This window comes from Actinomadura rubrobrunea NBRC 15275, from assembly GCF_001552235.1.
Taxonomy (GTDB): Bacteria; Actinomycetota; Actinomycetes; order Streptosporangiales; family Streptosporangiaceae; genus Spirillospora; species Spirillospora viridilutea.
Genome location: NZ_BCQU01000006.1, coordinates 64,303 through 87,843, shown reverse-complemented (window position 1 = coordinate 87,843; position 23,541 = coordinate 64,303). Strand labels below are relative to the sequence as shown.

Sequence of the window (23,541 nt, the reverse complement as noted above, 5' to 3'; positions counted from 1 at the left end):
TACTGCCGAGGCGGCTGATCCAGGTTGCGTTGCCCCTCCCGGGGTCCTACGGTTGACCACAACATCTAGTAGTTACACGGGCGTCATTAACCACAAGTTGTGTCTTGTGGGGAACGATTTCTCGTGTGACGTGATCTGTCAGGGGAGGAGGGAACGCGTGCACTGCCCGTTCTGCCGCCACCCTGACACCAAGGTGATCGACAGCCGCTCCACCGACGACGGATCGGCCATCCGACGCCGCCGGTCGTGCCCGGATTGCGGCAAGAGGTTCACCACGCAGGAGAACGTGCTGCTCATGGTGGCCAAGCGCAGCGGCGTCACCGAGCCGTTCTCCCGAGACAAGATCATCGCTGGCGTGCGCCGGGCCTGCCAGGGGCGTCCGGTGGACGAGGACGCGCTGGCCAAGCTCGGGCAGCGGGTGGAGGAGGCGATCAGGGCGACGGGTGTGGCCGAGATTGCCTCGCATGAGATCGGACTGGCCATCCTCGGCCCGCTCAGCGAACTCGACGAGGTCGCCTATCTGCGGTTCGCCTCGGTCTACCGGGGGTTCGAGTCGCTGGACGACTTCGCCAGAGAGATCGAGGCGTTGCGTAACAAGGCCGGTTCCTCGGGGGAGCCTGGTCGGCCCCGGTAAGGGGCGGCATCAAGACGGTGGTTGACAGCGCCCGCGGCGGGAGCAAACGGCCGACGGGTGGAGTTATTCCTGGACAGGGTCCGATGGGTGGGCCCGAGAGGGGGAAGGTCATGACGGAGACGGTGAGCGGCTCGGCGGCCCGGCGCGGCAGGGGGAGCCGCAAGGGCCTCAAGGTCGAGCGGATCTTCACCACGCCCGGCGTGCATCCGTACGACACGGTGCGCTGGGAGCGTCGTGACGTGGTCATGACCAACTGGCGTGACGGTTCGGTCAACTTCGAGCAGCACGGGGTGGAGTTCCCCGACTTCTGGTCGGTGAACGCCGTCAACATCGTGACCTCGAAGTACTTTCGCGGCGCCCTCGGCACGCCGCAGCGCGAGCACAGCCTCAAGCAGCTGATCGACCGGGTGGTCAAGGTTTACGTGGACACCGGCCTCGCCGAGGGGTACTTCGCCTCCGAGGAGGACGCCGAGATCTTCGACCACGAGTTGAAGTACGCGCTGGTGCACCAGATGTTCAGCTTCAACTCCCCCGTGTGGTTCAACGTCGGCACCAAGTCCCCGCAGCAGGTCAGCGCCTGTTTCATCCTCTCGGTGGACGACTCGATGGAGTCGATCCTGGACTGGTACAAGGAAGAGGGGATCATTTTCAAGGGCGGTTCCGGCGCCGGTGTCAATCTGTCGCGCATCCGGTCCAGCCGGGAACTGCTGTCGTCCGGCGGCACCGCCAGCGGCCCGGTGTCGTTCATGCGCGGCGCCGACGCCTCCGCGGGCACGATCAAGTCGGGCGGCGCCACCCGCCGGGCCGCCAAGATGGTCGTGCTGGACGTCGACCACCCCGACATCGTCGAGTTCATCGAGACCAAGGCCCGCGAGGAGCACAAGATCCGGGCGCTGCGCGACGCCGGGTTCGACATGGACCTCGGCGGCAAGGACATCGTCAGCGTCCAGTACCAGAACGCCAACAACTCGGTGCGCGTGTCGGACGAGTTCATGCGCGCCGTGGAGAACGACGGCGAGTTCGGACTGCGCGCCCGCCTGACCGGCGAGGTCGTGGAGACCGTCAAGGCCCGCGACCTGTTCCGGCAGATGGCGCAGGCGGCCTGGGAGTGCGCCGACCCGGGCATCCAGTACGACGACACCATCAACGACTGGCACACCAACCCCGAGTCGGGCCGCATCACCGCCAGCAACCCGTGCTCGGAGTACATGAGCCTGGACAACTCGTCCTGCAACCTGGCCAGCATCAACCTGCTGAAGTTCCTGCGCGACGACGACACCTTCGACGTCGACACGTTCGTCAAGCTCACCGAGCTGATCATCACGGCGATGGACATCTCCATCACCTTCGCCGACTTCCCCACCGAGAAGATCGCCAAGACCACGCGCGACTTCCGCCAGCTCGGCATCGGCTACGCCAACCTGGGCGCCCTGCTCATGGCCACCGGGCACGCCTACGACTCCGAGGGCGGCCGGTCCCTCGCCGCGACGATCACCTCGCTGATGACCGGGACGGCCTACCGCCGCTCCGCGGAGCTGGCCGGCATCGTCGGCCCGTACAACGGGTACGCGCGCAACGCCGAGGCGCACAAGCGGGTGATGCGCAAGCACGCCGCCGCCAACGACCAGATCCGCACGCTGGACGAGATGAGCCGGGCGGTGCACGCCGCCGCGACCAAGCAGTGGCAGCAGTGCCTGAAGATCGGTGAGAAGAACGGGTACCGCAACGCCCAGGCGTCGCTGCTGGCCCCCACCGGCACCATCGGCCTGATGATGGACTGCGACACCACCGGCATCGAGCCCGACCTGGCGCTGGTGAAGTTCAAGAAGCTGGTCGGCGGCGGCTCGATGCAGATCGTCAACCACACCGTCCCGCGCGCCCTGAAGAAGCTCGGCTACCAGCAGGAGCAGATCGAGGCGATCGTCGAGTACATCGCCGAGCACGGGCACGTGGTGGACGCGCCGGGCCTGCGTCCCGAGCACTACGAGGTGTTCGACTGCGCGATGGGCGAGCGGGCGATCAGCCCGATGGGCCACGTGCGGATGATGGCCGCCGTCCAGCCGTTCCTGTCCGGGGCGATCTCCAAGACCGTCAACATGCCCGAGCACGCCACCGTCGAGGACATCGAGAAGGTGTACTTCGAGGGCTGGAAGCTCGGCCTGAAGGCCCTGGCGATCTACCGGGACAACTGCAAGGTCGGACAGCCGCTGTCGGCGGCCAAGAAGGCCGACAAGTCCGCGGAGGCCCAGGCGGACAAGCGTCCGGCGGAGGTGCGCCCGGTCCGCAAGCGGCTGCCCAAGCAGCGGCCCGCGACCGTCACCCGCTTCTCCGTCGCCGGCGCCGAGGGCTACATGACGGCCTCGACCTACCCCGACGACGGTCTCGGCGAGGTGTTCCTCAAGCTCGGCAAGCAGGGGTCCACCCTGGCCGGCGTGATGGACGCCTTCTCCATGGCGATCTCCATCAGCCTGCAGTACGGGGTGCCGCTGGAGACCTGGGTGGAGAAGTTCACCAACATGCGGTTCGAGCCGGCCGGCATGACCGACGACCCGGACATCCGCATGGCCACCTCGGTGATGGACTACATCTTCCGCCGCCTGGCCCTCGACCACCTGCCGTACGAGACCCGCGCCGAACTGGGCATCTTCACCGCCGAGGAGCGGGCGATGCAGGTCAACGGGGAGGACCCGGCCACGCTGCACGCCGACGCCGAGCTCGACCGCGAGACCCTGGCCCAGTCCGCCGAGATCTCCAAGCCGGCCGAGCAGCCGCGCCCGGCCGCGGAGTCCCGGCCGCAGTCCTCGATGGAGGTCATCGAGAGCCGCCAGGGCCGCACCGCCGACGCGCCGCTCTGCCTGACCTGCGGCACCAAGATGCGTCCGGCCGGCAGCTGCTACGTCTGCGAAGGCTGCGGCTCCACCAGCGGCTGCAGCTGATCGACGACACGGTTCCCGCACGGGCGGCCGGGCGGAGGAGGGCCGATGCTCCTCTTCCGCCTCGGCCGCCCGTGCACGTTCGTGCTCTCTGAGGAGCCGCGCAAAGGCGTTTCACCTTCGTGAGTGCTGGCTCGCCCATGCGGGTCGACGCCGCTGTCGCTGTCGACAGGCGATGTGGTGGACGAGCCGATGCCGCTGGTGACCGTTGCTGCGTCGGTCTCGCAGCCGACGGCGCCTCCTGCAACGTTGCCGCGGCGGACGGCCCGTCGCCTTCGCGCGATCGGCCGTCAAAGATCCCGGTTCACGGCCTGCCGCCGGCGTTGACGCTCACGCAGCGTCGCCGTCATGGCCGCCATCGACGCCGATGATGATCCGAGACGACGTCCACTCCGCCTCGAGGACTCAAGGCACCGCGGGTGGCGGCCGAGCGGCCTGTCCGATGCCCTCGTCGTCCAGCGGACGCCTTGCCGGCGGTCGGTGCTCACCGCGCTGATCTCGTTGCGCGGCGCGGCGAGCGGCAACGCGCCGTGTGCCGCTGTGGGCCCGTCGCGTCCGGCAGCGGGTCATCGAGGTTGATGGGGAACGTCGAATCTTCCAGGTTCTTTTCAAAGCGGACGGCGGTCGTCCGGAGAAACGGAGGGGCGAGGTCCGGTTTGTAGGATTTGGTTATGAACGCGGTGGACCGGCTCTTGGGCGGCGCGTCCGGGCGGCGCCCCCGGGCCGACGCGCGGCGCAACCTGGAGCGGTTGGTGGCCGCCACCCGGGAGGCCGTCCGTGAGCTCGGCGGGGAGGTCACCGCCCACGAGATCGCTCGTCGCGCGGGCGTGGGCATCGGCACGTTCTACCGCCGCGTCGGCTCCCTGGAGACGCTGCTGGAGGCGGTTCTCGAGGAGGTGCTGGGCGAGATCGTGGCACGGGCCGACGAGGCCCTCGCCCATCCCGACCCTTGGACGGGCTTCCGGGAGTTCGCGGGGGACTACATCCGTCTGCGCAACGAGCTGTGCGACATCAACGAGGCGCTGGGCGGGAACGTCGAGCACGCCCGCGCGGACCTGCGCGAACGGCTGCGCCTGCTCGTCGAGCGTGTCCAGCGGGCCGGAGTGGTGCGGCCGGACGTCACCTGGCCGGACGTGGCGTTCCTGCTCGTGTCGGCCTCCACCGGCGATCACGCGCTCGGCGTGCGCGCGAGCGAGCACCAGTGGGAGCGCAACCTGCAGATCATGCTGGACGGCCTGCGTACCGCCCAGCCCGGGGAACTCCCCGGCCCGCCGCCCTCGGCACCGTGATCGTCGCCGTGGACATCCGATGACCGAACCTCGCCGAAGCACGCAGGCCTCCAGCGCGGCGTAGGTGAGGCCGAGCAGCCGTTCGCTCAGGTACCGATGGGGGCCTCTGTGCGCGGTGCGCACTGTGAGCGTGCCGCTTCGGTGCAACGTCCGCCGCTCTCGGACGCCGGTCGGCACGTCGAAGGGAGCAGCGGTCTGGGCGATCGGCGAGTGCGCCCAGGCCGACGGCCAGGTCTACGGGCGGGTCGCGCCGTGCTTCAGCATGGCCGAGGTGACCGGCGACCCGTCCGCCCAGCTCGAGCTCATGCCGGGGGACGTGGCCGGGCTTCGGCGGGCGGTGGCGTCGCTGTGTGCGGTGCGTCTTCGGGCCTGGAATCCAGGCCCGATCATCCGGGTTGGTTATCGACGTGATGCACGGTGAATACAAAATCCCCGGCGGCAAGCTCGTCGTGGTCGACCTGGACGTGGTGGACGACCGGCTGCGCGACGTACGGGTGAGCGGGGACTTCTTCCTGGAGCCCGACGAGGCCCTGGAGGCGATCAACGCGGCGATCGAGGGCGTGCCCGCGGCCGCCGAGGCCCACGACATCGCCGCCGCCGTCCAGGCGCGCCTTCCCGAGGGGACGGTCATGCTCGGCGTGTCCGCCGAGGCGATCGGTGTCGCCGTGCGACGCGCCCTCACCAGCGCCTCGGACTGGCACGACCACGACTGGCGGCTGATCCACGAAGGACCGCAGGACCCGGCGCTGCACATGGCGCTGGACGAGGTGCTGGCCGTGGAGGTCGGCGCCGGCCGCCGGCCGCCGACGCTGCGCATCTGGGAATGGGCGTCGCCCGCCGTGGTCATCGGCAGCTTCCAGTCGTTGCGCAACGAGGTGGACGCCGAGGCGGCCGAGCGCTACGGCGTCACCGTGGTGCGCCGTATCAGCGGCGGCGGCGCGATGTTCATCGAGCCGGGCAACACCATCACCTACTCGCTCTACGTCCCCGACTCCCTGGTGGCGGGGATGTCGTTCGCCGAGAGCTACGCCTTCCTCGACGACTGGGTGCTCGGCGCCCTCGGCGAACTGGGCGTCCGGGCGTGGTACCAGCCGCTCAACGACATCGCCTCCGACCAGGGCAAGATCGGCGGAGCGGCGCAGAAGCGGCTGGCGTCGGGCACCGTCCTGCACCACGCGACGATGGCCTACGACATCGACGCCGACAAGCTCACCCGCGTGCTGCGCATCGGCCGGGAGAAGATCTCCGACAAGGGCATCGCCAGCGCGAACAAGCGGGTCGACCCGCTGCGGCGTCAGACCGGTCTGCCCCGCGAGCAGATCATCGAACGGTTCATCGCCCACTTCCGGGGCCGTTACGGGCTGACCGACGACCGGCTCACCGACGACGAGCTGCGCGCGGCCGAGAAGCTGGCGGCCGAGAAGTTCACCGATCCGACCTGGACCGCCCGCATCCCCTGACCCGCGCTCTGCATCGTTGAGGAACGACCGGACGGGCCCCTTGCGGCAAGGGGCCCGTCCGGTGCGTGGGGCGCGTCTCTGCGGGACGGCGGGTCAGCCGCCGTTCTTGGTGATGGAGTCGGCGAGGTCCTTGTCCCGGGCTACACGGACGAGGGCGGCGGCGAAGCGGGCCAGGTCCTTCTCGGGGACTTCGTCGGCGAGCCGCTTGGGGTCCTGGGGCAGGCCGAGGCGTTCGGCGCCCTTGAGGGCCTGCTCGTCGAAGTAGGGGCGCAGCCATGGCCAGATCGCCTGCGCTTCGCGGCAGAAGATGTCCACGCCGGCCGGGCCGATGCCGGGGAACTCGCGCAGCAGCTGCCCGGCCCGTTCCCTGTCGCGTTGGGACTCGATCGCCAGCCGCCGCAGATCGCCGTTGTACTTCTCCTGGACCATCTCGGCCATGTCCCCAAGGTGGCTCGCCGTGCTCTCGTCATAGCGCACGTAGTGACCGCGGCCGAGCGCGTCCACTCGCTGCTGCCAGGTGAGCCGTGCCATGCCGCGCGCGGTGCCGCCGCCGGCTTGGAACAGCTCCCGGGTGGCCGCCATCGCGATCTCGGATGAGATGCGGGCGCTGAGAAGGTTGGCCAGGACCAACAGCTTCCACAGGGCGGCGGGTTGGTCCTTGAGGGGAACACCGGCCTCCTCGGCGAAGGTCTCGCCCGCTTCGCGCAGCAGCCTCTTCACAACAGCGTCCATGACTCGCACCTCCCGTCACTCGGCGCTTTACCCAGGCAGGCGCGGATGACTCCCGCGGACGCGCCACGGGACCGGACGACACGTCCGAAAAAGTGCCGTATGTCGTCGATGTCGGATTGGAGCGTTCGCAATACCGGCCCGGGTATCGGAAGTTGAGGAGACGGTTGACAAATTACAAAAGGGTGAGCTGACCGTTGCCCGCCTGTGGGTCGCGGTGCTTCTTCAGGTGGCGCCAGCGCGGCAGGTCGTCCAGGTAGGACCACGACAGCCGGTGGTGCGGCGTCGGACCGGACTCCGCGAGGGCCTTCTGGTGCGCGGGGGACGGGTAGCCGGCGCTGTCGGCGAAGCCGTATCCCGGGAAGCGGGCGTCGAGGGCGGCCATGAGCCGGTCCCGGTGCACCTTGGCCAGCACCGAGGCCGCCGCCACCGACACCGACCGCTGGTCCGCCTTGATCTCGCAGCGGGCCCGCCAGCGGGGTCGGCCCCCGGACGCGGCGCCCAAGCGGCCGATGTAGTCGTGCTTGCCGTCCAGAATGACGGCGTCGGGCGGCTCGGGCAGCGCCTCCAGGGCGCGGACGGCGGCGCGGCGCAGCGCCTCGGTCATGCCCACCTCGTCGATCTCCTCCGGCTCGGCCGAGCCGAACGCGTACGCGGTCAGCCAGCCGGGCAGCACCTCGGCGAACGCCTCACGGTGCGCCGCCGACAGCAGCTTGGAGTCGGTCAGCCGGATCGTGCGGCCGCCGCGTCCCGGCAGCTCCGGCGGGGGAGACAGGTCGGTGACCGCCGCGCACACCACCACCGGCCCGGCCCACGCGCCGCGGCCCACCTCGTCCACCCCGGCGATGCGCCGCGCGCCGAGAGCGGCGCGCAGTTCGTGCTCGATCTCGTACCCGGCCGGCGGCGCGGCCGGGGACTCGGGCGCATCGGATCCGGGCGGCGGCTCCAGGCCCGGAAGCGCGACAATGGGGTCCGTCACGAAATCTCCCGTTCGAAGGCGGCGATCCTTACGGCGCGGTGCCGAGGGCGCTCTCCGGCAATGGGCCGCGCGATTAGATCGTAGGGGCGGGATCTTGTTCCGTGCCGCCGCGCCACGGCGGCGCCGCGGGCCGACTGCGGCCGCGCCGCGGGGGCTTGACGGGCCACGGACGGGCGTGCGCGTCAAGGTCCGCGCGGGGACGTGCGGCGGAGCACGCCGTCGGGAGCGTGCACGCGTCCTTTCGCGATGACGATCTCAATGGAATGGGCGGCGTTGTTCACCCGCATCGTGACATCGGGAGAATTCGCTGGTCAGCGGGGGCGCATTTGGCGACGGGAGCCGCCGTTCCCATGACGGTTCCGGCTTGACACGGGGCGGTGAACCGCGTCCAGATGGTGCCGATCCGAGGGCTCCTGCGCTTTACTCGCCTTGATGGCATTGTTCGGCAGATCCCGCTCCCGCCCGCCGGTGGGCACCGCGGCGCGGGATCTTTTCGAGCGTGTGCGCGTGCGCTACTTCCAGATCCTGCCCGGAGTGCGGTTCCTGGGCGGCGCGCTGCTGGTCGGGATCGTCGCGTCGGTCGCGGTGGTCCTGAACGGGCCGCTGCTCGGCGCGGTCGTGTTCACCCTCATCCTGATGGTCGTGGCGCACCTGACGCTGCGGTCGCCGGCGGGCATGGCCGTCGTTGCGGTGGTCGCGGGCTGGCTCGCGGTGTCGGTGCCGCTGGGACGGCTGTACCCGCAGCGGGCCGACGACCCGTACTTGAACGCGTCGCTGCTGCTCGGGCTGCTCGCCGTGCCGGTGGCGTTGGTGGCGCTGCGGCTGCGCGGGTACGCGCCCTGGCGCACCGCCCTGCTCGCGCTGGGAGCGGCGGGCCTCGTCGCCGCCGCGACCGTGCACCCGTTCCCGGACCTGCACGTGGCGCCCGCCTGGCTCGCCGCGCTGGGCGTCCTGGTCCACCGCTGGGTCCAGGCCCGCCGCGCCGTTTCCGCGGAAGCGTACGAGACGGGCTGGGTGCAGGAGCAGACCGGCCTGCTCGAGGACGGCATGCTCGAGGGCGGAAGGGTCGAGGATGTCAGGCCGCCGCGCGCGTCCGGTGAGGGCGCGCCCACCGCCTCTCGAAGGGACGGAGCGGCTCCGCGCGAGCTGCCGTTCGACGGTTCGGAGAGCGGTTCGTGGACCCGGTTCGACATGGGACGCCGCGGCGCGGCGGGACGCGCCCCCGACGACGTCGACGCGTTCCCCTCCGGGGTGCCCGCGGCCACGCAGGCGGCCTACGAGCAGCGCGCCGCGGCCGCCAAGGCGCGGGCGGCGACGTCCGCCGAGGCGGCCGCGAAGGCCGCGCCGATGCCCGCCCCGGTGCCGGAGCCGGACGGGGCGGGCGCCGCCGGGCAGCCGGAGATCTCGGTCGAGGAGGCGCTGGCCGAGCTGGAGGCGATGGTCGGGCTGGAGCCGGTGAAGCGGCAGGTCCGGTCGATCGCCGCGTCCATCGAGGCCGCCCGGCTGCGCGCCGCCGCCGGAGTGCCCGCCGAGAAGCCGCTGCGGCACCTGGTGTTCGTCGGCCCGTCCGGCACCGGCAAGACCACCGTCGCCCGCGTCCTCGCCAAGATCTTCTACGCGTTCGGGCTGCTGCCCACCCCGAACGTCGTCGAGGCGCACCGCGCCGACCTGGTCGGGGAGCACCTCGGCGCCACCGCGATCAAGACCAACCGGCTCATCGACTCGGCGCTCGGCGGGGTGCTGTTCATCGACGAGGCGTACGGGCTGGTCAACGCGGCCGAGGGGCAGCCGGACCGGTTCGGCAACGAGGCCGTGCAGACGCTGCTGAAGCGGGCCGAGGACGACCGCGACAACCTGGTGATCATCCTGGCCGGGTACGAGCCGCAGATGACCGAGTTCCTGGCGTCCAACCCCGGCCTGGCCTCCCGGTTCGGCACCCGCGTGCACTTCCCGAGCTACCGCCCGGCCGAGCTGCTGCGCATCGCCGAGTACCACACCGGGCTGCGCGACGACCGGCTCGACGAGGCCGCCCGCCGCCGCCTGCGCGCCCGCTTCGACGAGGTGGAGCGGCGCGGCATCGTCGACGAGCTGGGCAACGGGCGGTTCGTCCGGTCGCTCACCGAGGCCGCCGCGCGCGCCCGCGACATGCGGGTCGTGGCCGCGGCCGCCGAGCAGGGGCGGCGCCCCACCGCCGACGAGCTCGTCACCCTGCGCGCCGAGGACGTCGAGGCCGCGTTCGCCGAGATCACCGAGCGGTACCGCGGCTACGCCGAGACGCCGACCCTGGACGAGGCGCTCGGCTCGCTGGACGCCATGATCGGGCTGGAGCCGGTGAAGCGGCAGGTGCGGGAGATCGCCGCGCAGCTGCAGGTCGCCAAGATGCGCGAGGAGCAGGGGCTGGTCACCCGCCCGCCGACCCGGCACTTCGTGTTCACCGGCCCGCCCGGCACGGGCAAGACCACCGTGGCGCGGGTGCTCGGCCGGGTGTTCGCCGCGCTCGGCCTGCTGGCCCGTCCCGAGGTGGTCGAGGCGCAGCGGGCCGACCTGGTCGGCGACCACCTCGGCGCCACCGCGATCAAGACCAACAAGGTGATCGACTCGGCGCTGGGCGGGGTGCTGTTCGTCGACGAGGCCTACGCGCTGAGCAACTCCGGCTACAGCGGCGGCGACGCGTTCGGCGCCGAGGCCGTGCAGACGCTGCTGAAGCGGGCCGAGGACGACCGCGACCGCCTGGTGATCGTCCTGGCCGGTTACCAGGACGCCATGGAGCGCTTCCTGGCGTCCAACCCGGGCCTGGCCTCCCGCTTCGACGTGCGCGTGGACTTCCCCTCCTACGGTCCCGACGAGCTGCTGCAGATCGCCCAGCTGATCGCCGAGGAGAGCGGGGACCGGTGGGAGGAGCGCGCCCTGGACGACCTGGCGCTGGTGTTCCAGCGGGCCTGCGGCCTCGGCCTCATCGACGAACTGGGCAACGGCCGGTTCGCCCGCTCCATCTACGAGAAGGCGTGCGCGTCGCGCGCCCTGCGCGCCGCCGAGCTCGGCCCGGCCGCCACCCCCGCAGACCTGACGGTCCTCACCGCCGAGGACGTCCACGCCGCCATCGCCGAACTGGCGCAGCGCCTGACGTGACCGGGCCCGCGCGGGCCGGCGGCGGTCAGGAGGGCCAGCCGGCGAGGGCGAGGTCGGCGACGCGGTCCAGCTCTTCGCGGGTGGCGCCGCCCGCGGCCTGGACGGACAGGCCGTCGGCCGTGGTCCACAGGTAGCGGGCCAGGTCGCCCGGGTCGACGTGGGGCGGGAGGTCGCCTTCGGCCTGGGCGCGTTCGAGGCGCTCGCGCAGCGCCGCATGGGCGGCGCGGCGGTGCGCGAGGACCTCCTCGCGGACGGGGGCGGCGTCCTCGCCGGTGGCGAGCGCCCCCTGGACGACGAGGCAGCCGCGGGGACGGCCCTCGGCCGTGGTGGCCCGGATGGCGCCGCGCAGCACCTCCTCGGCGACCTGGCGGGCCGTGGGGGCCTCCAGGGCGCGTTCGAGGTATCCGCCGGGGCCGTTGAGGTAGCGCTCCAGGGCCTTGCGGAACAGCTGCTCCTTGTTGCCGTAGGCGGCGTACAGGCTGGGGCGGTTGATGCCCATCGCCGCGGTCAGGTCCGACAGCGCGGCCCCTTCGTACCCGTGCCGCCAGAAGACCTCCATCGCCCGGTCCAGGCGTTCCTCGACGTCGAAGGCGCGCGGCCGTCCCCGTCCCATGCCCCCCTCCTTTTTGTATCGATCGGTATGATACCGTCCCCAATTAAGTACCGATTGGTATAAAAAAGGAGGCGCAGATGCTGGACGGCAAGGTCGCGCTGGTGACCGGCGGATCGCGAGGCATCGGGGCGGCGACCGCGCGCGCACTGGCCGACGCCGGCGCGGACGTGGCGATCAGCTACGCGGCCGCGGAGGACAAGGCGCTCGCAGTCGTGGACGACATCAAGGCCCGGGGGCGCCGCGCCGCCGCCCACCGGGCCGACCAGGCCGACCCCGAGCAGGTCGAACGCCTGGTCATGACGGTGGCCGAGCAGTTCGGACGGCTGGACGTCCTCGTCAACAACGCCGGCGTCTTCGGCACCGCGCGCACCGACGACGCCGGCGCCGACCGCGCGGAGCTGGACCGCATGTACGCGGTGAACCTGGGCGGCGTGATCGCGGCGATCCGCGCCGCCGCGCAGGTGATCGAGGACGACGGGCGGATCATCACGATCGGCTCCAACCTGGCCGCCCGGACCGGGCACCCCGGCGTCGCCGACTACGCGGCGACCAAGGCCGCGGTCGTCGGCTACAGCCGCGGCGCCGCCCGCGACCTGGCGGCGCGCGGCGTCACGGTGAACGTCGTCCAGTCCGGCTCGGTGGCGACCGACATGAACCCGCCGGACGGCCCGACCTCCGACGCCCAGCGCGCGGCGAACGCGCTGGGCCGCTACGGCCGCCCGGAGGAGATCGCCGCGGGCGTGGTGTTCCTGGCCGGCCCCGGCGCCTCGTTCATCACCGGGGCCGTGATCCCGATCGACGGCGGCTACTTCGCCTGACGCGCCGCGCGCACCTGGAACCGCAGGCGCTGGCCGGGCCGGAGCTGGGCGGCCAGCGGAACGTCGTCCGACACCAGGACCCCCACCACCGGGTAGCCGCCGGTGGTGGGGTGGTCGGTGAGGAAGATGATCGGCAGTCCGCTGGGCGGCACCTGGATCGCCCCCGTGACCATGCCCTCGCTGCCCAGCTCCCCGTCGCGGGCGCGGGGCAGGGGCGCGCCGCCGAGGCGCACGCCCACGCGGTTGCTGTCCGCGGTGACCTCGTACGGCGTGGACGCGAGCGTGGCGAGCGCGTCCTCGGTGAACCAGTCGTCGCGGGGGCCCGGCAGGACCCGCAGGACGGGCACGTCGGGCAGCATCAGGCCGGGCGCGACGTCCACGTGGATGTCGGCGTGGCCGTCGGCCGGGCCGACCGGCAGCCGGGCGCCCGGCGCCAAAGGCGCGGGCCCCAGCCCGGACAGCAGGTCGGTGGAGCGGCTGCCCAGGACCTCGTCGACCGCCACGCCGCCCCGCACCGCGAGGTAGCTGCGCAGGCCCGCGGACGGCGTGCCGAACTCGACGCAGGCGCCCGCCGGCACGTAGCAGGGGGCGTTCATGCCGTGCGGCCGCCCGTCGATCCGGAACGGCACGGGCGCGCCGGTGACGGCGATCCACGCGCGGGCGTGGAAGCGCAGCGCGGCCCCGCCCAGGGTGAGCTCCACGCCGGCGGCGCCCTCGGGATTGCCGACGAGGCGGTTGGCCAGCCGCAGCGCCCGCTCGTCCGCCGCCCCGGACCGGGGGACGCCGAGGTGCGCGTGACCCGGCCTGCCCAGGTCCTGCACGGTCGCCAGCGGCCCCGGCCGCACGATCTCGATCACGGCGTCTCCTTCGGCACGAACCGCACGCGGGTGCCCGGCTGCAGCAGGGACGGCGGGTCGCGCCGCACGTCCCACAGGGGCAGATCGCTGCGGCCGAGCAGCCGCCATCCGCCCGGCGACTGCGACGGGTACACCGCGCTGTACGGGCCCGCGATCGCCACCGAGCCCGCCGGCACCGCCGTGCGGGGCGACGCGCGGCGCGGGACGTGGAGCACCGGGTCCAGCCCGGTCAGGTAGCCGAAGCCGGGGGAGAAGCCGAGGTAGGCGACGGTGTAGCTGCTCCCGGCGTGCCGCCGCGCGACCTCCTCCGGCGACAGCCCGGTCAGCTCGGCGACCTCCTCCAGGTCCGCCCCGTCGTACACCACCGGGATCTCCACCGGGGGCGCGTCCTCAGACGCCGAGGCGGGCAGCGGCAGGTCGGTCAGCCGGGCGGCGAGGCGGCCGAGGTCGCAGCGCGCCGGGTCGGCGACCACCAGCACCGTCCGCTCGCCCGGCACGACGTCCACCACGCCCGGCAGCGCGGCGTCGCGGACGGCGGCGTGCAGCCGGTGCGCCGCCGCCAGGTCGTCCGTCTCCACCAGCAGCGCCGCGTCGCCCGCCCTGCGGACCCTCATGCGAACGGCTCCGCCCGCACCCCGGCCTCGGTCAGCGCCTTGCGCACCGACCGGGCCAGCTCCACCGCGCCCGGAGTGTCGCCGTGGACGCAGATGGACCGCGCCCGCAGCGCGACCTCCGTGCCGTCCACGGCCTCGACGACGCCGTCGACCGCCATCCGCACGGCCCGCCGCACCACGGTGTCGCGGTCGTGGATGACCGCGCCGGGCTCGCGGCGCGACACCAGGGCCCCGGCGGGCGTGTAGGCCCGGTCGGCGAAGCACTCGGCCACCACGGTCAGTCCTTCGGCCACCTCGTACACCGACGACCCCGGCAGCGTCAGGACGGGCAGGGACGCGTCGTACGCGCGCACCGCGTCCGTCACCGCCCGCGCCTGGACGGGGTCGCGGGCGACGCGGTTGTACAGCGCGCCGTGCGGCTTGACATAGGAGATCCGGCCGCCCTCCGCCCGGGCGATGCCGTCCAACGCGGCGATCTGGTACAGCACCTCGGCGGTCAGCTCCTCCGGGGCGACGTCCATCTCCCGGCGCCCGAACCCCGCCAGGTCGCGGTACGACACCTGCGCGCCGATCCGCACGCCGCGCCGCACGGCCTCCGCGCACACCCGGCGGATGGTCAGCGGATCGCCCGCGTGGAACCCGCACGCCACGTTCGCGCTGGTGATCACGTCGAGCAGCGCGACGTCGTCGCCCAGCGTCCAGATGCCGAACCCCTCGCCGAGGTCGGCGTTGATGTCGATGACGGCCATGTCCCCAGATCTACCACCGCCGCGGGCCCATGCGAGCGCGGCGGCTCCACGGTTTTTCCCGCTAACCGTCTTTCCCGCTGACCGTCTTTCCCGCTGACCGTCTTTCCCGCTGACCGTCTTTCCCGCTACACCGTCTCCTCGCGCAGATCGCGGATCTCGCCGCGCGGCGCCCACGCCTGGTACACGCCGCGGTCGAACGGCTCCAGGCCGAGCCGCTCCGCGGTCGGCGCCTTGCCGCCCACGTATTCCACGCGCAGCCAGTCGCCGTGCTCGCCGAGGACGATGAACGGCTCGCCCCGCCAGCTGCACCGCGTCCGGACGTAGGACAGGCGGTCGACCTCCGCGACCGGCACCACCCGCACGTACCGGTCCGGCGCGACGCGGGTGAAGCCCTCGGCCGGGCGCGGCGAGTACAGCCGGACGCGGTCGCCGTCAGGGCTCGCCTCGTACTCGCCGCCGCGCCAGCCCGCGAAGTACCCGTGCCGGACGGCCATCAGCGCCCTCCGGCCCGCTGCCGGGACGGACGGCCGAAGGCCGCGGCGTCCGCGTCCCGTCGCGTCCATCGGCGCAGGTCGGCGTCGTAGACGGCCACCAGCGTCTCCTTTCCGGAACGGTCGATGCGCCACAGTTCGGCGCCGTGCGGCAGCCGGACGCTGTCCACCTTGAACTCCGGGATGGCGGGCCCCTCGCCCGAGGCGTACCCGGAGCCGTGGAACGGCGCCTTCTCGATGACCCAGCCGCCGGGGATGATGCCCATGCTCCACTCGTCGATGCCGCCCAGCGGCCTGCGGAACAGGGCGGGGCGGACGGCGGGCCAGCGGATGACGTGGATCGCCTCGTCCGCGGCCGAGAACGGCGACCCCTCCCACACCAGTCCGAGCCCGCGGACGAGCCGCGCGGGAGTGTTCAGCTCCCGCACGTCCTGCAGGCGGTGCACGTACCCGGCGACCAGGTCGTAGCCGCCCTCCAGGTAATGCACCACGTGATCGGGGCGCACGACCTTCTGCATCACGGTCGCGTCGGTGGCCCTCTCCTGCTGCGGCATGCCCGGAGCCTCGCCGCGCCCGGACGGGGGTTCCTCCACACGGGGGCGCGGGACGTCGAGCTGCGTGGCTTCGGCCTGCGCGGGGCCGCGGTCCGGCGGCGTCGCCGACTGCGGCTCGGGCGCGGCGGGCGCGTCGAGGTAGGCGGCGCTGGGCAGGCCCGGGTTGACGGCCAGCTGCCAGTGCGGGTGCGGCCACTGCCGGGCCAGCTCGGCCAGGGAGCTCGTCCGATGGTGGACCGCCTGGCCGCGCAGAGAGGCGTCCATGGCCTCGGGGGAGGTGAACGCCAGCACGTAGGTCCCCTCGCCGAACCGCGCGGTGGCGTAGTGCCGCCCGCCGCCCGCCGGGGACTCCGGCCCGCCGGGGGCCGGGAGGTACAGGGTGGCCTCGGTGAGGATGCGCAGGTAGGCGTCCTGGTCGCCGCGGGCCCGGGCGTCGGCGAGCGCCTTCTCCACGTCGGTCGGGGGAGAGGCGTCCGCGACGACGGCCGCCGCCGCGTCCTCCTCCGCGGGCGCCGCCTGGATGCCGAGCGCCGGCAGCGCAAGGGCGCCGGCGTCAGGGCCGGTACGGGCCGCCTGGTAGACCAGCTCGCGGGGCGAGGACACGCGGTGCACGTCCCGGAAGGCGCCGACGATCATCCCGGCGAGGATCGCGCACTCCTCGGCGAAGCGCCGGTCGCCGCGCTTCGACCCGTCGCTCGCCTCGAACCGGTGCCACCAGTTGCGCCGCTCCTCGCCGTCCGCGCCGTCCGCCTCGCCGTCTCCGCCGCCCTCAGCGCCGCCCTCAGTGCCGTCCTGCTCGTCGGGGCGCTGCCAGCCGAGCGCGGCGAGCCAGCGCTCCTGGCCGGGCGACAGCGGCTTCGGCAGGAACGCGCTGCCGACCGTCTCGGCCCGCAGGTCCTCCTCGGTGCGCATCGCCTGCGCGTACGGCAGGCCGCCCCGCGCCTCCACGATCAGGAACGCCTGGACCGGCAGCCGCAGCAGCGCGACCGTCAGCCGTTTGGCGAACTCGTTCCAGTCCAAGTCGTTCCGGTCCAATCGCGCCCCACTCCCGCGTCCGTAAGGGTGTGCCCTACCCGACGGTAGCCTCCCGGGCGCCGCCGCGCCGGTGCGGTGCGGAAGATCATCCGGTGGACGGGGCGGGAGCGGCGTCGGAGCCCGGCTGCACGGGGGTCCAGACGCCGCCGACCGCGTCGTACACCGCCACCACGACCTCCTCGCCCTCGCCGGGCCAGCGGTACAGCCGCGTGCCGTGCTGCGGCCGCAGCACGACCGGACCCGTGCCCCCCGGCATGGACGGCTGGGCGTCGGGCGCCGCCGGACCCTGCTGCCGCGCGGGAGCGGGCGGCGCCTCCGGCCGGGGCCCCTCCACGGGCGGCGCGGAAGCCGCCGACGCGTCCGTGGGCGTCTCCGGAGGCGTCGCCGGGGACGTCTGGGCCGGCGCCTCGGCGGGCGCCTCACGGGGCGTCTCGGCGGGCGCGCGCCGCGGCGCGGCGTGCCGCCCCAGGGCGCGCTGCTGGGCGTCCAGACGGGCGACGGCGGCCGCGTCCAGGTGCACCTCGCTGGGCAGCCCCGGGTTGACCGCCAGCTGCCACGACGGGTCGGGCCACTCGGTGGCGAGCTGGGCGAAGGAGGTCTGGCGGTACAGGCTCGACGGCGGGTCGCCGGGACGCCCGATCGACCGGGCCAGCGACTGCGGCGAGGTGAACACCGTGATGTAGGTGCTCGTGCCGATCGTCGTCGTGGGGAACCCGGCGCCGCGCGGGTGGGCCGCCTGCCCGGTGGACGCGGGCAGCACGAGGTCGGCCGACAGCAGCAGCTCGAAGTAGGTGGTGTGGTCGCCGCGCTGCTTGGCGTCGGCGAGCCGGGTCTCCAGCTCGTCGGGCCCCGCGGTGGGCCACGGCGGCGTCCGCCCCGCGGGCCTCGGGGCGACTCCCGCCTCCGGCTCCGGGACGGGGGCGCCCAGCGGCGCGGGGCCGACCCGCTGCGCGAGGTCGACCGCGGCCCCCGAGGCGGAGCCCCCCGGCGCCGCGGACGGCCCGGCGGCGCCCGACAGCGGCGGGGTCGGCCCTTCCGGACCGGTCAGCCCCTTCGGCTCGGTCGGCGGCACGGCCACGTCCCGCGGGTCCAGCGGCCGGCGGGGCATGGGCGCGCGCCCCTGCCCGAGCCCGCCCGCCAGGCCGCTGCCGAACTCGCCCCGGGCGAGCGCCTCCGTGGCGCTGCGGCGCCGCGTGATCTGGGCGGGGCTGGCCGCCTCGATGCCGAAGTCCGTCAGCTCGATCTGGCCCGTGCCGAGCCGGTGGAACGACTCGTACACCAGGTCGGAGGGGCGCCGCACGCCCTGCACGTCGCGCAGCGCGGTGACCATCATGTCCGACAGGCGGGCGTGGTCGTCCAGGGCGGCGAAGGCGGGCAGCTCGGTCCACCAGTTGCGCGGGGCCGGGTCCTCGGGGGGACGCCAGCCCGCCTCGCTGAGCACCTCCTCGTCGGCGAGGGTCAGCAGCAGCGGGCCGTCCAGGAAGTTGTTGCTGACCGCCTCGGCGTACAGCCGGTCCGGCTCGCGCATCGCCTGGACGTAATGGCGGCTTTCGTCGCGTTCGCGCACGATGAGGATGGTGTCCCGTTCGAGCACCGCCAGTTCGCGTCCAAGACGCCGGGCGAACTCGGACCACTCCAACAAGATCACTCCCTACGGCCGGGGCACGCGGCCCTGGGCCCGCCGACCCTCACCGGCCGATCCGGCCGGCCTCCCGTGCGGGACCGCCGGCCGAGACGATGGCCGAGATCCCGATGATTGTCGTCCTCGACGCCTCTGGCAAACCGGGAGTTCAGTCCGGTGGAGGTTCGTGACGCAGCACACGCAGCGCGCGTCGCAGCCCCTGCGGATCGTCGTGGTAGACGTCCAGCAGGTCGATCAGCTTGTGCAGGATCTCGTGCCGTTCGTACCCCACGTCCAGCAGCGCCTGCGCCGTCTCCCACAGCTGCGGCGGGTCCCCGTCCCACAGCCGCTCCGCCAGCCGCTCGTGCGCCGCCACGTGCTCCGGCGGCGCCCCCGGATGCTCGAACTCGATCATGACGCGCCGGTCGCGCGGATCGGCCGGGTCCAGGGCGGCCAGGTCGACCACGCGGTCCGGCAGCCGGTGCGTGCCCGACAGGAACGGCAGCGCGAACGCCCGCCGGGGCAGCGCCTCCATGTCCCCGTCCGGCAGCAGCCGGTCGACCACCTCCCGGTCCAGCCCGAACGCCGACGGGTCGCGGTACGCCTCGGCGAACTTGGCGGTGGCGTCCCAGACCGCGTCCAGGGTGGCGCGGATGCCCTCCTCGGGCAGCCCGGTGCGGCGGCCCGCCCACCGCACCCACGCGGCCAGCACGTGCGGCACCGCCTCCTGCTCGGTGGGCGACAGCAGCACCTTGCGCGGCAGCCAGTCGAGCAGGAACCGCTGGCATTTGACGGGGCTGACCCGCAGCGGGCGGCCGAAGTCGCAGGTGCACCCGTAGTCGATGATGCGGTCGACGCAGCGGCTGGCGGCCGACCGGTCCGACAGCTCCTCGGCCTCGTCGGACGCCAGGAACTCCACGCCGATCTTGGCGTGCAGGTCGCTGCTGCACGCCGGCGGCCGCGGCAGCCGCCCGCCCGGCGGCAGGGCCCGCACGCGGGCCCGCACGAACGCGTGGTAGGCGCCGAAGGTCTCGCCCACGGGCGGGTCGTCGGTCTGGTCGGTCGCCCGCAGCGCCGCCTCCAGCAGGGCGCGCGCCTGCCGCGGGTCGAGCTCCTCGAAGCGCACCAGCGGGTTCTCGCGGCCCTCCCGGCGACAGTGGTCGAGCAGCCGGTCGACCTGGGACGACACCCACGCGTCGCGGACCATCCCGGCCGGCGCCGCGCGCTCGCCGTCGCCCGCCGCGGGCGCCCCCTGCGCCGCGTACGCCGACGGCGGCGCGCCCGGCCTGGTGCGGTCGACCAGCACCACCAGGGCGTGCCGCTCCTCGCCGCCGTAGGAGTAGACGCACACGACCGAGTCCTGGTCGCCGTACACGTCGCGGGACACGTAGCACGCCTCGGGCGCCACCATCCCCACGCGGTCGGCCCAGCCGGGACGCGCGACGCCCCGGTCCATCAGCTCCAGCGCCGCCCGCTCGGCCTTGATCGCCTGCCGGGTCGTCCCCAGGTACGCCATGCCGGTCAGCAGCGCCAGCGCCGCGGGGGTGCCCGCGGCGGCGGCGTGGTCGACCAGGCCCTCGCCGATGATCTTCTCGACGTCCCCGCCCTCGACGCGGTGCCCCCACCAGGAGCCGAGGATCTCGCTGACGATCAGCTCGGCGTCCAGCGGACTGCGCACCGCCAGCAGTTCCCGGGCGTGCCGGAGCATGCCGTCGAAAATCGCGTGGACTTCGTCCGAGGGCTGCGAGCTGTTGCGCGCTGGATCCCCGGAGGAACGGCGGCGGCTTCGGGGACTCACGTCCTTAGCTTCTCAGATTCGGGGCCGCGTATCGTGCATGACATTAGGGGTGTGCAGAAATGGGACGCGCCGGAATGCGGCCGCGCACGCGTCGCGGCCATCCGGCCCCCGAATCCGCGTCCAAGGCGCGTCCGCGACACGCCGGCGGCGGCACCGGACGGCGCGGCGCTCAGCGGCCCACGGCCCCCGAAGAGCGGCCGCCGGCGGGCGTGTCGTCCCACGCCCGAGCGGCGCGCCCCGACGGCGGCAGGGACTTGACCATCCCGACCAGATGCTCGCGGGCCATCCGCTCCACCATCTCGGGCGTCGCGTCGACGCCGAGATGAGCGAGGCACGCCTGGACGTCGGCCACGCAGCGCGCCACGGTGGCCGCGTCGAAGGTCGCGAACTCGTCCGCCAGCCGCCGCGCCAGCAGCTCGCGCGTCCGGCTCCGGTGGTCGGCAAGTGCAGGAGGCCTCAACGCTGTCCCTCCGCGCCCGGGATTCCGGCGGTGCGGGACGACCGCCGGGCGGGACGGAACCCGGAACGGCGCGGCGGCCCCGCACGAGGGTCACCGGCCCGGCCTCGCCCCAGAGTCCCATTCCACCGCCTCCGGAGGTGCAGTCAAGGCCTGCCGATTGCCGGAAACACAACCTTTACTGGCGTATAACCTAAGCATCCCTTTCGGCGGCGGAGGCGGGGCCGGGCGGAGTCGGCGCGCCCTCCACTGCGCCCTCCACGGCGCCCTCCACTGCGCCCTCCACGGCGTCCAGCCATGCGGGGTGATGCCGTGCCGCCCACGCCCGATCGACCCGCCCCGTGGCCATCCCGAGGAGGGCTCCCCGGTCGCGCAGCGCGTACCACAGATGCCCCGCGGTCACCACGGCGACGATCAGGAACAGCCAGTCGTGGACGAAGGTCGCGCCCGTCCGCACGTCGACGGGCCAGGGATCCGGGAAGGCCAGCATCGCGCCGGTGCCGAGCATGACCAGGATCGCCCCCGCGGTGAACGCGGCGTTCAGCTTCTGCCCGGCGTTGAACTTGCCCACCGGCACCACGCCGCGCTCCAGACCGCCGACGCGGCGTACCGCCCGCCGGTCGGCGCGGCGCAGCCACTCCATGTCGTGCGGGCCGAACCGGTTGAGCCGCCTCAGGTCCGCGCGGAAGGCCCGTGACGCCAGTCCGAGCAGGACCGGGACCGGCAGCGCGAACCCGCACCACAGGTGCAGCGACCTGATCAGGTCGCGGCGGCCGACGGCCGTCGACAGGCCCGGCACGTACAGCGTCAAGGCCGTCGCCAGGCACCCCAGCATCAGCAGCGCGGTCGCGTGGTGCACCCACCGCTCCGCCCGTGTGAACCGGGGCAGCCGATCACCGGGGCGCTCTCGCTCAGGTCGGCGCATCGTCACGTCCGTTCGACCGGCCCACCCAGGCGTCCACGTCATAGCCGCGGCGCTCCCAGTAGCCGGGGATCACCCGGTCGGTGACCTCGATCCCGCCCAGCCACTTCAGCGACTTGTACCCGTACATCGGCGCGACGAGGAGACGCGTCGGGCCGCCGTGGTCGTGCGAGACGGGGCCGCCCTGCATCTGGGTGGCGACCAGCACGTCCCGGCGCCGCGCCTGCTCCAGCGTGAGCGACTCGGTGTAGGCGCCGTCGAACGACTCGAACCGCACGGCCCGCGCCCGGGGCGACACGCCGACCGCATCCAGCAGATCGGGCAGAGCCACGCCCGCCCACGCCACGTCCCGCACGCGCCAGCCCGTCACGCACTGGAAGTCGCGGGTGAGCCGGGTCTGCGGGAGCGCCGCCAGATCGGCCATCCCGAACGAGCGGGGCCGCTCCACCAGCCCGCCGACCGTGATCCGGTGGCTGCGCGGGTCGCGCCGGGGCACCTCGTCGACCACCGAGTAGTAGCGGAAGCCGCCCGCGGCGGGCAGCACATCCTGGAAGGGGGCGCCGATCGGGGACAGCGTTTCGCTCACCCGGTCCTGCAGCGACGCGCCGACCGCGACCCCCGCCGCGCCCAGGCCGAGCATGCCGAGCACGATGCGCCGTCCTACGGGCGTGCCCGACGGTTCCCTGTCGTCCACGTCCACATCGTCCACCTTCATGCCTCTCGCTGGGACCCTCTGCCGGTATTCGAACACCCCGCGCGGCGTCCCGCCACGGCCTCGGCTCCGTCGCATGGAAGTCGCAGGGAGTCGTAGGGAAGTCGCAGGGAGTCGCAGGCAGTCGCAGGGAAGTCGCAGGGAGCCGCATGGAAGTCACAGGGATTCGTCGGAGGCGAGGTCCTAAGCTGGCTCCATGGCCACCAAGGTTCACCTCAGCCAGCAGCCGGAGGCCGATGAGCTGCTCGGACGCAGCCCGCTGGCCCTGCTGACGGGCATGCTGCTCGACCAGCAGATCCCCATGGAACGGGCGTTTTCCGGACCGTACGTCATCGCGCGGCGGATGGGCGCCGACGACCTGGACGCGCACGAGATCGCCGCCTGCGACCCGGAGCGCTTCGCCGCGCTGCTGGCGGAGAAGCCCGCCGTGCACCGGTACCCGGGCTCGATGGCCAAGCGCATCCAGCAGCTCTGCCAGTACCTGGTGGAGCACTACGACGGCGACGCCGGGGCGATCTGGCGCGACGTCGAGTCGGGCGCGGAGCTGTTCACGAGGCTCAACGCCCTGCCCGGCTACGGCAAGCAGAAGGCGCAGATCTTCGTGGCGCTGCTGGGCAAGCGCTTCGGGGTGCGCCCGCAGGGCTGGCGCGAGGCGGCCGGCGCGTACGGCGAGGAGGGCTCCTACCGGTCCGTCGCCGACATCACCGGACCCGAGTCGCTGGCCAAAGTCCGCGAGTTCAAACAGCAGATGAAGGCCGCCGCCAAGAAGTAGCCGCCGTGGCCGAGAAGCAGGCGGCCCCAGGGGCGGCGCGCGCCTCGGGTGCCACCGGGACGCTCGCGGGCGTTCGGGGGCGTCCGGGGGGAGAACGCCGCCGCACCACGTTTCTTTGTGTTGTTTTTGCCCGCCCCGCAGGCCGGGATGCGGACGAACCGCGGAGGGCGGTGCGGTGCGGCCGCAACTCGCCGACGGACGGGAGTTGGCGGACCCGCGGGCCGCGGACGTCATACCATCGGCTACTCACCGTCCGTGTGGGCGTCCGGGCCCGTCCCGCAAGGCGCCACGCCGGGCGGTCCTCATTTTCGACATTGCGGTGGCGGGTGTATGACAGGGGTTGTCCCGCGGGACTTCCGTCCGCGCCCTGCCATC

General features: G+C 73.2%; 20 protein-coding genes. 7 read left to right on the top strand and 13 right to left on the bottom strand.

What is annotated here, in order from left to right; translation table 11 throughout:
• Window positions 1–157 precede the first annotated feature (157 nt).
• From nrdR to AR3_RS03265, 4 genes are all read left to right on the top strand, one after another.
• Window positions 158–634 carry a transcriptional regulator NrdR gene (nrdR, locus tag AR3_RS03280; RefSeq protein ID WP_067908104.1) on the top strand — a complete coding sequence of 159 codons (477 nt, stop codon included), beginning with the start codon at window positions 158–160 and terminating at the stop codon, window positions 632–634.
• Between the two features lie 110 nt (window positions 635–744).
• Complete coding sequence (locus AR3_RS03275) at window positions 745–3,570, top strand: vitamin B12-dependent ribonucleotide reductase (protein WP_067908101.1); 2,826 nt, start codon at window positions 745–747, stop codon at window positions 3,568–3,570.
• Window positions 3,571–4,238: 668 nt separating this feature from the next.
• Window positions 4,239–4,856 (top strand): TetR/AcrR family transcriptional regulator, encoded by a 618-nt coding sequence (locus AR3_RS03270; RefSeq protein ID WP_067908098.1) that lies wholly within the window; start codon window positions 4,239–4,241, stop codon window positions 4,854–4,856.
• 410 nt (window positions 4,857–5,266) lie between these two features.
• A complete protein-coding gene (locus tag AR3_RS03265; protein WP_067908095.1) occupies window positions 5,267–6,316 on the top strand; it encodes a lipoate-protein ligase LplAB in 1,050 nt (349 codons plus the stop codon).
• Between the two features lie 93 nt (window positions 6,317–6,409).
• Here the strand turns inward: AR3_RS03265 and AR3_RS03260 are convergent, their stop codons facing one another.
• A complete protein-coding gene (locus tag AR3_RS03260; RefSeq protein ID WP_067908092.1) occupies window positions 6,410–7,048 on the bottom strand; it encodes an HhH-GDP family DNA glycosylase in 639 nt (212 codons plus the stop codon).
• Between the two features lie 172 nt (window positions 7,049–7,220).
• Window positions 7,221–7,994: a ribonuclease HII gene (locus AR3_RS03255; RefSeq protein ID WP_067908179.1), complete on the bottom strand. Its 774-nt coding sequence runs from the start codon at window positions 7,992–7,994 to the stop codon at window positions 7,221–7,223.
• Window positions 7,995–8,456: 462 nt separating this feature from the next.
• On the opposite strand from AR3_RS03255, the gene AR3_RS29280 reads away from it, so the two are divergent.
• The gene (locus AR3_RS29280) at window positions 8,457–11,153 is read left to right on the top strand and encodes an AAA family ATPase (protein ID WP_067908089.1); all 2,697 of its coding nucleotides are present in this window, start codon (window positions 8,457–8,459) and stop codon (window positions 11,151–11,153) included.
• 25 nt (window positions 11,154–11,178) lie between these two features.
• Here AR3_RS29280 and AR3_RS03245 read toward each other — a convergent pair whose 3' ends face one another.
• Window positions 11,179–11,766 (bottom strand): TetR/AcrR family transcriptional regulator, encoded by a 588-nt coding sequence (locus tag AR3_RS03245; RefSeq protein ID WP_067908086.1) that lies wholly within the window; start codon window positions 11,764–11,766, stop codon window positions 11,179–11,181.
• Between the two features lie 77 nt (window positions 11,767–11,843).
• Here AR3_RS03245 and AR3_RS03240 point away from each other — a divergent pair, with 77 nt between their 5' ends.
• Window positions 11,844–12,584: an SDR family oxidoreductase gene (locus tag AR3_RS03240; protein ID WP_067908083.1), complete on the top strand. Its 741-nt coding sequence runs from the start codon at window positions 11,844–11,846 to the stop codon at window positions 12,582–12,584.
• On the opposite strand, the gene AR3_RS03235 is transcribed toward AR3_RS03240, so the two are convergent.
• The 10 genes from AR3_RS03235 to AR3_RS03190 form a co-directional block, all read right to left on the bottom strand.
• A complete protein-coding gene (locus tag AR3_RS03235) occupies window positions 12,572–13,441 on the bottom strand; it encodes a 5-oxoprolinase subunit C family protein (protein ID WP_067908079.1) in 870 nt (289 codons plus the stop codon). The two genes, AR3_RS03240 and AR3_RS03235, sit on opposite strands and share 13 nt — an antisense overlap.
• Entirely contained in the window at window positions 13,438–14,055 is a 618-nt protein-coding gene (pxpB, locus tag AR3_RS03230) for a 5-oxoprolinase subunit PxpB (protein ID WP_067908076.1), read from the bottom strand. Before pxpB ends, AR3_RS03235 begins: the two co-directional genes overlap by 4 nt.
• Complete coding sequence (locus AR3_RS03225; protein WP_067908073.1) at window positions 14,052–14,804, bottom strand: LamB/YcsF family protein; 753 nt, start codon at window positions 14,802–14,804, stop codon at window positions 14,052–14,054. The genes pxpB and AR3_RS03225 overlap by 4 nt, the downstream gene beginning before the upstream one ends.
• A 125-nt stretch (window positions 14,805–14,929) precedes the next feature.
• Entirely contained in the window at window positions 14,930–15,298 is a 369-nt protein-coding gene (locus AR3_RS03220; RefSeq protein WP_067908070.1) for a UCP033725 family protein, read from the bottom strand.
• Window positions 15,298–16,884 (bottom strand): TY-Chap domain-containing protein, encoded by a 1,587-nt coding sequence (locus AR3_RS03215; RefSeq protein ID WP_067908066.1) that lies wholly within the window; start codon window positions 16,882–16,884, stop codon window positions 15,298–15,300. Before AR3_RS03215 ends, AR3_RS03220 begins: the two co-directional genes overlap by 1 nt.
• Window positions 16,885–16,969: 85 nt before the next feature.
• On the bottom strand, window positions 16,970–18,526 hold the full coding sequence (locus AR3_RS03210) for a TY-Chap domain-containing protein (protein WP_227023312.1): 1,557 nt from the start codon (window positions 18,524–18,526) through the stop codon (window positions 16,970–16,972).
• A gap of 148 nt (window positions 18,527–18,674) precedes the next feature.
• On the bottom strand, window positions 18,675–20,213 hold the full coding sequence (locus AR3_RS31455; protein ID WP_067908060.1) for a hypothetical protein: 1,539 nt from the start codon (window positions 20,211–20,213) through the stop codon (window positions 18,675–18,677).
• A 259-nt stretch (window positions 20,214–20,472) separates the two neighbouring features.
• Window positions 20,473–20,763: a hypothetical protein gene (locus AR3_RS03200; protein WP_067908057.1), complete on the bottom strand. Its 291-nt coding sequence runs from the start codon at window positions 20,761–20,763 to the stop codon at window positions 20,473–20,475.
• A 190-nt stretch (window positions 20,764–20,953) separates the two neighbouring features.
• Window positions 20,954–21,685 carry a cytochrome b/b6 domain-containing protein gene (locus AR3_RS03195; RefSeq protein ID WP_227023311.1) on the bottom strand — a complete coding sequence of 244 codons (732 nt, stop codon included), beginning with the start codon at window positions 21,683–21,685 and terminating at the stop codon, window positions 20,954–20,956.
• Window positions 21,672–22,397: a molybdopterin-dependent oxidoreductase gene (locus AR3_RS03190; RefSeq protein ID WP_067908054.1), complete on the bottom strand. Its 726-nt coding sequence runs from the start codon at window positions 22,395–22,397 to the stop codon at window positions 21,672–21,674. The genes AR3_RS03195 and AR3_RS03190 overlap by 14 nt, the downstream gene beginning before the upstream one ends.
• 193 nt (window positions 22,398–22,590) lie before the next feature.
• Here AR3_RS03190 and AR3_RS03185 point away from each other — a divergent pair, with 193 nt between their 5' ends.
• A complete protein-coding gene (locus AR3_RS03185) occupies window positions 22,591–23,166 on the top strand; it encodes an HhH-GPD-type base excision DNA repair protein (protein ID WP_067908051.1) in 576 nt (191 codons plus the stop codon).
• Window positions 23,167–23,541 lie beyond the last annotated feature (375 nt).

What these genes read in the sequence shown, in the direction of transcription:
- AR3_RS31455 (WP_067908060.1), bottom strand. Translation starts at nt 20,213, where the DNA reads ATGCTCCGGCACGCCCGGGAACTGCTGGCGGTGCGCAGTCCGCTGGAC.
- AR3_RS03265 (WP_067908095.1), top strand. Translation starts at nt 5,267, where the DNA reads ATGCACGGTGAATACAAAATCCCCGGCGGCAAGCTCGTCGTGGTCGAC.
- AR3_RS03185 (WP_067908051.1), top strand. Translation starts at nt 22,591, where the DNA reads ATGGCCACCAAGGTTCACCTCAGCCAGCAGCCGGAGGCCGATGAGCTG.
- AR3_RS03240 (WP_067908083.1), top strand. Translation starts at nt 11,844, where the DNA reads ATGCTGGACGGCAAGGTCGCGCTGGTGACCGGCGGATCGCGAGGCATC.
- AR3_RS03190 (WP_067908054.1), bottom strand. Translation starts at nt 22,397, where the DNA reads ATGAAGGTGGACGATGTGGACGTGGACGACAGGGAACCGTCGGGCACG.
- AR3_RS03260 (WP_067908092.1), bottom strand. Translation starts at nt 7,048, where the DNA reads ATGGACGCTGTTGTGAAGAGGCTGCTGCGCGAAGCGGGCGAGACCTTC.
- AR3_RS03220 (WP_067908070.1), bottom strand. Translation starts at nt 15,298, where the DNA reads ATGGCCGTCCGGCACGGGTACTTCGCGGGCTGGCGCGGCGGCGAGTAC.
- pxpB (WP_067908076.1), bottom strand. Translation starts at nt 14,055, where the DNA reads ATGAGGGTCCGCAGGGCGGGCGACGCGGCGCTGCTGGTGGAGACGGAC.
- AR3_RS03270 (WP_067908098.1), top strand. Translation starts at nt 4,239, where the DNA reads ATGAACGCGGTGGACCGGCTCTTGGGCGGCGCGTCCGGGCGGCGCCCC.
- AR3_RS03225 (WP_067908073.1), bottom strand. Translation starts at nt 14,804, where the DNA reads ATGGCCGTCATCGACATCAACGCCGACCTCGGCGAGGGGTTCGGCATC.
- AR3_RS03195 (WP_227023311.1), bottom strand. Translation starts at nt 21,685, where the DNA reads ATGCGCCGACCTGAGCGAGAGCGCCCCGGTGATCGGCTGCCCCGGTTC.
- AR3_RS03275 (WP_067908101.1), top strand. Translation starts at nt 745, where the DNA reads ATGACGGAGACGGTGAGCGGCTCGGCGGCCCGGCGCGGCAGGGGGAGC.
- AR3_RS03245 (WP_067908086.1), bottom strand. Translation starts at nt 11,766, where the DNA reads ATGGGACGGGGACGGCCGCGCGCCTTCGACGTCGAGGAACGCCTGGAC.
- AR3_RS29280 (WP_067908089.1), top strand. Translation starts at nt 8,457, where the DNA reads ATGGCATTGTTCGGCAGATCCCGCTCCCGCCCGCCGGTGGGCACCGCG.